The following is an 8,033-nucleotide window of genomic DNA, read 5'->3' as shown; positions in this document are numbered from 1 at the left end:
GCGTAAAGCTTATAAAGCAAAATACCATTGAAAATAAAATTTTCTTCATAATTGAAATAAATTAATAATTTTTAAAATCAGTTGTTGGTCTCCATACTTGTATTGTTTCATAAGCGTTGCAATGAAACTCATGAAACAATATAACCTTGTGCGTAACTACATACTTCTGATGTAGCAACCTTTTCTATCCTAATTAGTGCGTATTCTTTATGTCTCCTCTTTTACTCTTATTTTTTAACCTCAACAGTTGCCCCGGTATATTCATTTTGCGGAAAATCAACATTAAGCTCAGTTATTTCTTTGTTGGCATTAGTAAGTGTTAGCTTGGCTGTTTTTTCCTTGTACAAGGGATCAGCCATCGATATGATACGTTGTCCATTCAGGTTCTTTATCATCAAAATACAGGGCTTGTCCACCTTGACTATCGTTGATGCCACAGTTACGAAACCCGCTTCATAAAAAACAACTTGCAACATATCCAAAACCTTATGGTAAACCGCTTGCATGGCCGAACTATTAGCAAGTATCTGCAGATCATTGCCCTTGAACTTTTTCATTTCCTTCGCACTTTTTACTCCTGGCAACACGATATAGGCGTAATCGGCATTCTGTGGTTTTGCACCATGGTCAAGCCAAAGTTTAAATACATTTCCGCTGATCTCATTTTTGGAGGTAGAATTATTGATATGGTACCAGTCTCCCTTTTGCACTGCTGTACTCAGGGTGATATTGCCACCTTTTGGAAAATAATAGCCCATATTATCATGCAGGAACCAAACATCCGATTTTTCAGAACGTGTTATCATCTGGTCTTTTGCTATCAGCTTATCATCCAATGAACTTTCCGTATCTCCCTTTAGCCAGCATTGGTTAATTGTGGTGGTAATATGCTCTGGTTCATCACTTTTAATATCCGTTCCTAGGCACACAATTTCATTATCGAAAAAGAACCAGGCTTTTTTGGCCTGGAGGTTATCGAAATTCAGCATATAGCCGTTTGCCCCATAAATTCCATCACTAACTCCTCCAGCGAAATCGTTAAGCCCAAGCTCTCCCCAAGATTTCGTCTCTATTTTGTCTTCCACATAATCCCTACTGGTTATGCCAGGTATCTTATCCCATTCCCAAATGGGCATAATGTTATAGTATTCTCCACCGCTAAGCTGGATATTGGTGGCTCCATTGGAGATATATCGGCCCAACAAATTCTCTTTATTGCCCGATTCGCAACGGATAGTGCGTGTACTTGCCATGCGTACATTAAAGGAGTAAGCTGGTCTTGTATGCAAAGTATAATCGGAACTAAAATACTGGTTATGTGCTTTTGTAACCTTGTACGATGGTGCTTCTTTTCCGCCGATCCGGGCACTAGCATTGTCCCATTCCGTAGCGTTCTTGGGATCAACCGCTGTTGCCACTAATAACAGCTTCTTTACACTGGCCATATCCAGTGCATTGGTGCGGCTTAATCCACGTCCGCCAACACTAAAATCAGCGTATTGACCACGGATAGTCTGTAGATACGTGTCTTTTAAGAATTTTGACAGAAGAGCAACTTTATCCGCACTCATGGCGTAGGGCGTACCACTTACGTAATTGGCCACTTTAAAAACGCCATTTAGGAATACGGTACCATAACCTCCAATATACAATTGCAGGCCATGCTGCATATACGAGTTATCGTACTGCATACCCTCTTTTCTATAAACCTGAACAACGGGACTAAAAAACTCCTTTAAAGAATAGGTCAGCAGGGCCTCATCTTCGGTTAATAAGGCCCTGTAGAAATAATGCTGAGAAATATCTGTTTTTTATTGGCTCCGGTCCATTTTTCGGGATTCCCCTGTTTCATCCTTTCGATCAGTTTCCCTAGCAGTTCTTTATCGAGTTTCTTGTCACCAGAGCGCATCAAAATCAGCGATTCGCCGATAGATTGCGGGGTAGAAATCTGATTGAACCACCAGTTATCACTTTTGGGATCTAAGCTGTACCAATATTGCAATGCACTAGTGATGCCCGTAAAAATTTTCCCGTCGGCATAAGAGAGGCTGCCTTTTGTAACATAGGCTTTGATCAGTGTTTGCAGCCTTACCAGATGTTCATTAGGCGGCCAAACGGTATATGCTTTGGAAGTATAATCGATGTCCGGCCAGCTTCCGTCCGGTTTGAGGGCAGCTGAATATTTGGTAATCAACTTAAAATCGGGGAGCTTAAGGGTAAGATCCTTAACTATTTTATCCGTAATCGTTTGGCAAACTTTGCTGGTATTCGATTGGGAAAACGCTGAATTAATTCTTCCTAAAAGGAAAAAAATAAACAATACAATGTATAAAAAAAGAAGTGGATAGTATTTCTTTTTCATGGGACGCGATTTTACAGATACCATTTTTTATATCTTAATAGGGCTTCCAGGAAATAATAATCCGCATAAGTCAGCGTTGTGTCAATCTCAAAATTGCCAGGGATGTTCCCAACATTATGCATCAACAAATAACCTCCATTTTCTCCTGGCTTGGCCAGATAGGTTGCAGAGGATAAGCTGCGGATAATTTTTTCAGCAGTCTTAACATATTTATTACCTTGTTCCTTGCCGACATATTGTGCCAGTTCCAATAATGCAGAAGCATTGATGGCGGCCGAAGATGCATCGCGGTAAGCATTGGGAATACCGGGAGCGTTGAAATCCCAATAAGGCACAAGGTCGGATGGCATATTGGGATTAGTAAAGATGAATTTCTCGATATTTTGTGCCTGTTTTAGATAAGCGAGGTCTGTGGTAAAGCGATACATCATGGTATAGCCATATAATGCCCAAGCTTGGCCGCGGCTCCATGCACTTTCATCTGCTGTTCCTTGGGCAGTAACCTTTTTATGAACGTTGCCAGTGTTAAAATCATAATCTACCACATGGTAACTGCTGTAGTCAGGGCGAAAATGATTTTTGAGTGTAGTGTTGGCATGGTTTCTGGCAATGGCTGCAAAACTTTTATCGGTGCTGTTCTGGCTGGCCCATTCCAACATTTCCAGGTTCATCATGTTGTCTATGATCACAGGGCCAATATAGCCCTGTTTGTTCCCCGGCTTGGCGTCCCATGACTGGATTACCTTGGCATTTGGACGGTAACGAGTTGCCAATGATTTTGATGATTGAACGATGATGTCTTTATAGGAAGGGTCTTTAAAAAGGCGATAGGCATTTCCATAGCTGCAGTACATCATGAAACCTAGATCGTGGTTGCCTGTATAGTGCTGTACTGGTTCCAAAAGTGCAAGACGTTTTTTCGCATCGCTTAAAATAACTGGATTTTTGGTATACTCATAAATGTAAAATAAAGAGCCTGGGTAAAAACCGCTGCACCACCAATAGATGTCACTGCTTTTATTGCGGTTTTTTTCAAATGTCTTGGGCAAAGAGTCCTGTGGGGTGTTCTTCTCTAGGAGCTGGTATTGTTTTATGGCAAGTTCAAAGTTATCAGCAATTAATTTTTTCATGGACAAACTGTTCTTGGTCTTTTGAGCCATAGTGCCAAGACTAGAAAAGCAGAGGAATAGGAGAATGATCTTTTTCATAAGTATAAGTTTATTGATTGGTGGTTCATTTACGTTAAAGCTATTCAGAAAATAAAACTGTACGATTAGGCATTGTTACCTTACTTCCCTTTAGCTCAATCACACCCGTTAATTTGATGTCTGTTGAAGATGCTGCAGCTTTAATTTCAAAAAAGCCTGGCGCTATCTCCCATAAGTTATTATTGTAATAAGCAAATTGTTGTAGCGAAATCTTAAAGCTTACCAGTTTCTCTTCGCCCTTTTTAAGTTCCACCCGCTTAAAGCCTTTTAGCTGAATAGGTTTAAAATTCTTATTTGGTTCCTTAGGCGACAAATACAATTGAGTGATTTCGGCTCCATCCATTGCACCGGTATTTTTTACCTTGAAAGAAACTGTAATCCATTGATCGGTAATGTTGGCTGTACGCGGAACATTTAAAGCACTATAGGTATAATTTGTATATGATAAACCATAACCAAACGGGTACAATGGCATATTATCCTTTGAATATCCATTATTGTAGGAGATTTCATTTTGTTCTTCGCTTTTAGGATAACTAACCGTTAGTTTACCTGATGGATTAAAATTGCCCAATAGTAAATCTGCAACAGCATTTCCACCTTCTTCACCCGGAAACCAAGCCTGTACAATGGCCGCACATTTCGATTCCAATGCAGTAATAACCTGTGGACGGCCACCAAAGACCACCAAGACCACCGGTTTTCCAGTTGCCAATAATTTTTGCACAAAAGCTTCCTGTTCGCCCGGCAAACTTATCCCCTTACGTTCTCTGCCTTCGCCGCACAGGTAAAAATTCTCACCCATAACCGCAATAACCACATCACTTTCATTAGCAATTTTTAATGCATTTTCTAAATTGGGTTGTGGCAAATCTTTCAAGGCCATAATTTTCACCTTACTCAGCCTATCATCACCAACTGATTTAGTGTCAATAGATGCTTCCGATGCTACGCTCCAATCACAGCCTCTCTCATGCTGAATACTAAAATTCGATGTTGTTTTGTTTTTCAAACCATCAAGCACTGTTACTAATTTTGGATAATTTGGATTAATAGGAATGTACCACCAAAATGCAGACATGGCTTGGTAGGTATAATCACCAACTAAACCTTGATAGGTGGCCGCATTTGGACCTACTAAAGCTATTTTTGTTATCTCTTTTTTTAACGGCAGAATACCATTGTTCTTTAACAATACCATCGATTGACAGGCAGTATCGTAAGCAAGCTTTCTTTGATCAGGCGTATCCATGTTTAAAGCGCCATCTTTTCCAAGTTGAGGATTCTTGTCCAACAAGCCCAACTTGGCTTTTAATATCAGCTCTCTTTTTACGGCAGTATCAAAAGTTTGTTGACTGACCTTTCCTTCCTTGATGGCTTCCAATAAATAAGGAAAAGTTTTTCCTTCCTCCAGTTCAACATCGGCACCTGCATTAATTGCTTTAATAGCGGCTGTTTTTAATGATTCTGACGTTTTAACTTTCCCCGCTGCTATTCCAATGGCACCATAATCACTTACCACCAAACCATCAAAACCCAAGTTTTTTCGCAGAATATCTTGCAATAAGGTTGTGTTCGTTATCGAATAATCACCATTATGAAATTGATGATAGCCAGGCATTACACTTTTAACACCAGCCAGGCGAATTACTGCTTCATGAGGAAATAAATACTCTTCATATAATTCCTTCTTATCAGTTGAATTACTGCCAAAACCAACAAAATGCTTGGTGGTTGCAGCAATACCTTTTTTAAAACCTTCCCCCTGCAATCCATTAACAAAGGCAACACCCATTCTCCCTGTCAAGTAATAGTCTTCGCCAAAACTTTCTTCTATTCGCGGCCAATGCGCCGTTTTAATCACGTCAAGCATTGGCGATAACGCCATAGTGGCTCCTCCATCACGCATATTTTGAGCTGTGGTTCTAGTATTTTTTTCCAACATTTCAGGATTCCAGGTACATGACATCCCTATTTGCTGTGGGAATGTTGTTGCTCCCAATGTAGCAAAACCAGTAATGGCCTCTTCATGAAAAATAGCAGGGATCTTAGATGGTGTTTGGGTAATCAAATAGTGTTGAATTTGCCTCACTAAATCTCTTAATTCTTCGGGTTTCATATGTAATGAAGAAGAATATTGACATAAATGACCTATGCCATATGGAATTTTTAGCTTGCATTTTTGAATGGAGAATTTTCCATTTTCCATTAAGTCGTTAGGCCGAATGCCTATTAATTGAGCTAGCTTATCTTCATTGCTCATTTTCTTCATTAACAAATTAACCTTATCTTCAACGACTTTGTCTGAAAATGGTTTATTGTTGTTTTTGATTGTTTGGGCCTGAGCAATCCCAGACATTAGCAATACAATGCAAATTAATTTTAATTTCATTTTATATCTTATAGCTATTATTTTCTAAGGTTTACAGTTTGAAAAAGGTCATAAATTAAGTAACACATTCCTTAGAAAGAAAATGCTTTTATATCCTTTTACAATTAGCTAACCAAAAAATAGATTTCATTAAAGTGTATTTCCAAAATCGTATCGACTGCATCGATCTGGATATTTCCCAAATAAACAAACACGCCTTCAGGTTGTTGTTTAAATTTCAGTTCTGCTTTTGTCCTTATTGTTTTACAAAATTCAGAAATACCACATCATTTTCATTTAGCTTAATACCCTTGCTATACTTCCCCTTTGAACCAATGGTTATTTTCTCTGTGGTAATTGGCGCACCATTATTCCTTTGTTTCAAGGTATTTACTTGTTCTTTACTCAGGTCATGCGGTTTATTCATCCCTAAATAGTCTGTGTAAACGTCATTCACCTTATATCCGACTTTGTATATCTCCAAAGTATACTTCCCCTTTTGGAGGCCAGCTACTTCAATCCTAACCGTTCCTTTTGATTTGGATGGAAGATCTCTGTTATAATATTGCTGGTTATTAACCGAATCGCCGGGATGCGTATTCGTATAATCCCAAAATAGCAGTTGCACATCTCCTTTTACATTTTTAGTTGCCCAGGATTCTGTGTCTGTATTTTCAAGTTCAATTGTGCCTAATTTGTTCAAGAAAGAATAGGAGAAATAAGCTGGTTTCTTGATCCCCTGCGTATTCAACAATCCGAAGCCACCGTGAAAAGGTGTAAATCTAGGGCCAGCCTCCTCAAAGATATCGGTAAAGACCCAGTAGGACATGGAATTTGCCGCATTGCCCACTTTCTTCAGTTTTTGAAGAATAAAGGCGGCTGAATGGTAACTGTCATGAATGGGGTCGGTTGGAGTTGGTGATGTACTCCATTCGGTATAATGCAGTTCAAGGTTTGGCTTTGCCGAACTTGTAATTTGCTTGCGGGAATTAATCACATATCTGCTTACACTTTCTTCGTCTTTACTCAAAATGTGGCCCTTGGTCCCAAACTCATCCACAAAGCCACTTTTGGTCCCGTAGGTATGTGTTGATATGAAATCTATCGGAACATTGTTCTCCTTACAAAATGCTATGGTTTCCGGCACCCAAGCTGCACCAGCAGTTCCGGGTCCTCCCACTTTAAAAGCTGAATTTACGCTCTTGATAGCCCTTGCCGAATAATCATATAATTTAAAATATTCCTCTCTATTTCCCTTCCAAAAAATATTTTCCAAATTGGGCTCATTCCAAACCTCAAAATACCATGTCTTTACCTCATCGGCACCATAGCGTTCTGTAAAATGTTGCGTTAGGTTACGGATGAGGTCTTCCCATTTTTTATAATCTTTCGGGGGCGTTATATTTCCTYTCCACCAAAAAATGGTCTGGTTTCCGCTAGCCAATGCAGAAGGCATGAATCCCAGTTCTACAAAAGGTTTCACCTTTATGCTCAACAGAAAATCAAACAAGGCGTCTATATATTGGTAATTGTATTCAGGATTTCCTTTTTTATCTTCACGGTAAACCCCCATGTCATCAGTCAACAAGCCATGCATCCGAATGTATTTAAAATCACATTCTTTTTTTACTAAAGTTAATTGTTGCTGCCAGTCTGCCCGCAATCCCTCATTGGCCCTTCCTGCCCCAATACATTCTTTGAACATTGTATTGAGCTTTCCCACCGATTTATTGTAATCAACTTTTATAGTTCTATCGGCAATGATTTTTTTATTGGTGTTGTCATTTTGACCCAGCAATTTAACGCTCACAAGACAGAGTAAAATAATTAATATTGCTAAATATTTTTTCATGCTTTTTTATGTCTTCTTCTATGAATTGTGTTGTTATCCAGCCAAATAGTATGGGCATAGATCGCCCCTATGAATAATCGAGACCTACTATTTGCTTCAAAATGAATAAAAAGCTCCAGATATATTAAAATACATCTGGAGCCTTAACTAAAATTTAATTAATGGTAAGTGTAAGTGTTTTGATCTTACTAACCTGTTTGTCTGCAGTACTTGTAGAAGCAAAAAATGTTACATTATAAG

5 protein-coding genes are annotated in these 8,033 nt (G+C 39.0%); all 5 read right to left on the bottom strand.

Going from position 1 to position 8,033, the window contains the following annotated elements:
* Positions 1-227: 227 nt before the first annotated feature.
* Entirely contained in the window at positions 228-1,751 is a 1,524-nt protein-coding gene (locus tag AC1DPQ_RS10965; RefSeq protein ID WP_477609252.1) for a polysaccharide lyase family 8 super-sandwich domain-containing protein, read from the bottom strand.
* Positions 1,752-1,768: 17 nt separating this feature from the next.
* The gene (locus AC1DPQ_RS10960) at positions 1,769-2,362 is read right to left on the bottom strand and encodes a hypothetical protein (RefSeq protein WP_477585067.1); all 594 of its coding nucleotides are present in this window, start codon (positions 2,360-2,362) and stop codon (positions 1,769-1,771) included.
* A gap of 11 nt (positions 2,363-2,373) precedes the next feature.
* Positions 2,374-3,570, bottom strand: a complete 1,197-nt coding sequence (locus AC1DPQ_RS10955; protein ID WP_477585066.1) for a glycoside hydrolase family 88 protein — start codon at positions 3,568-3,570, stop codon at positions 2,374-2,376.
* Positions 3,571-3,610: 40 nt separating this feature from the next.
* A complete protein-coding gene (locus tag AC1DPQ_RS10950) occupies positions 3,611-5,962 on the bottom strand; it encodes a glycoside hydrolase family 3 N-terminal domain-containing protein (protein WP_477609250.1) in 2,352 nt (783 codons plus the stop codon).
* A gap of 235 nt (positions 5,963-6,197) precedes the next feature.
* Positions 6,198-7,793 carry a GH39 family glycosyl hydrolase gene (locus tag AC1DPQ_RS10945; RefSeq protein WP_477609248.1) on the bottom strand — a complete coding sequence of 532 codons (1,596 nt, stop codon included), beginning with the start codon at positions 7,791-7,793 and terminating at the stop codon, positions 6,198-6,200.
* Positions 7,794-8,033 lie beyond the last annotated feature (240 nt).

The sequence above is a fragment of the Pedobacter sp. 01T416_2 genome (genome assembly GCF_056398925.1).
The sequence above is the reverse complement of the archived record's forward strand: the minus strand, read 5'-3'. Positions and strand labels throughout refer to the sequence as shown.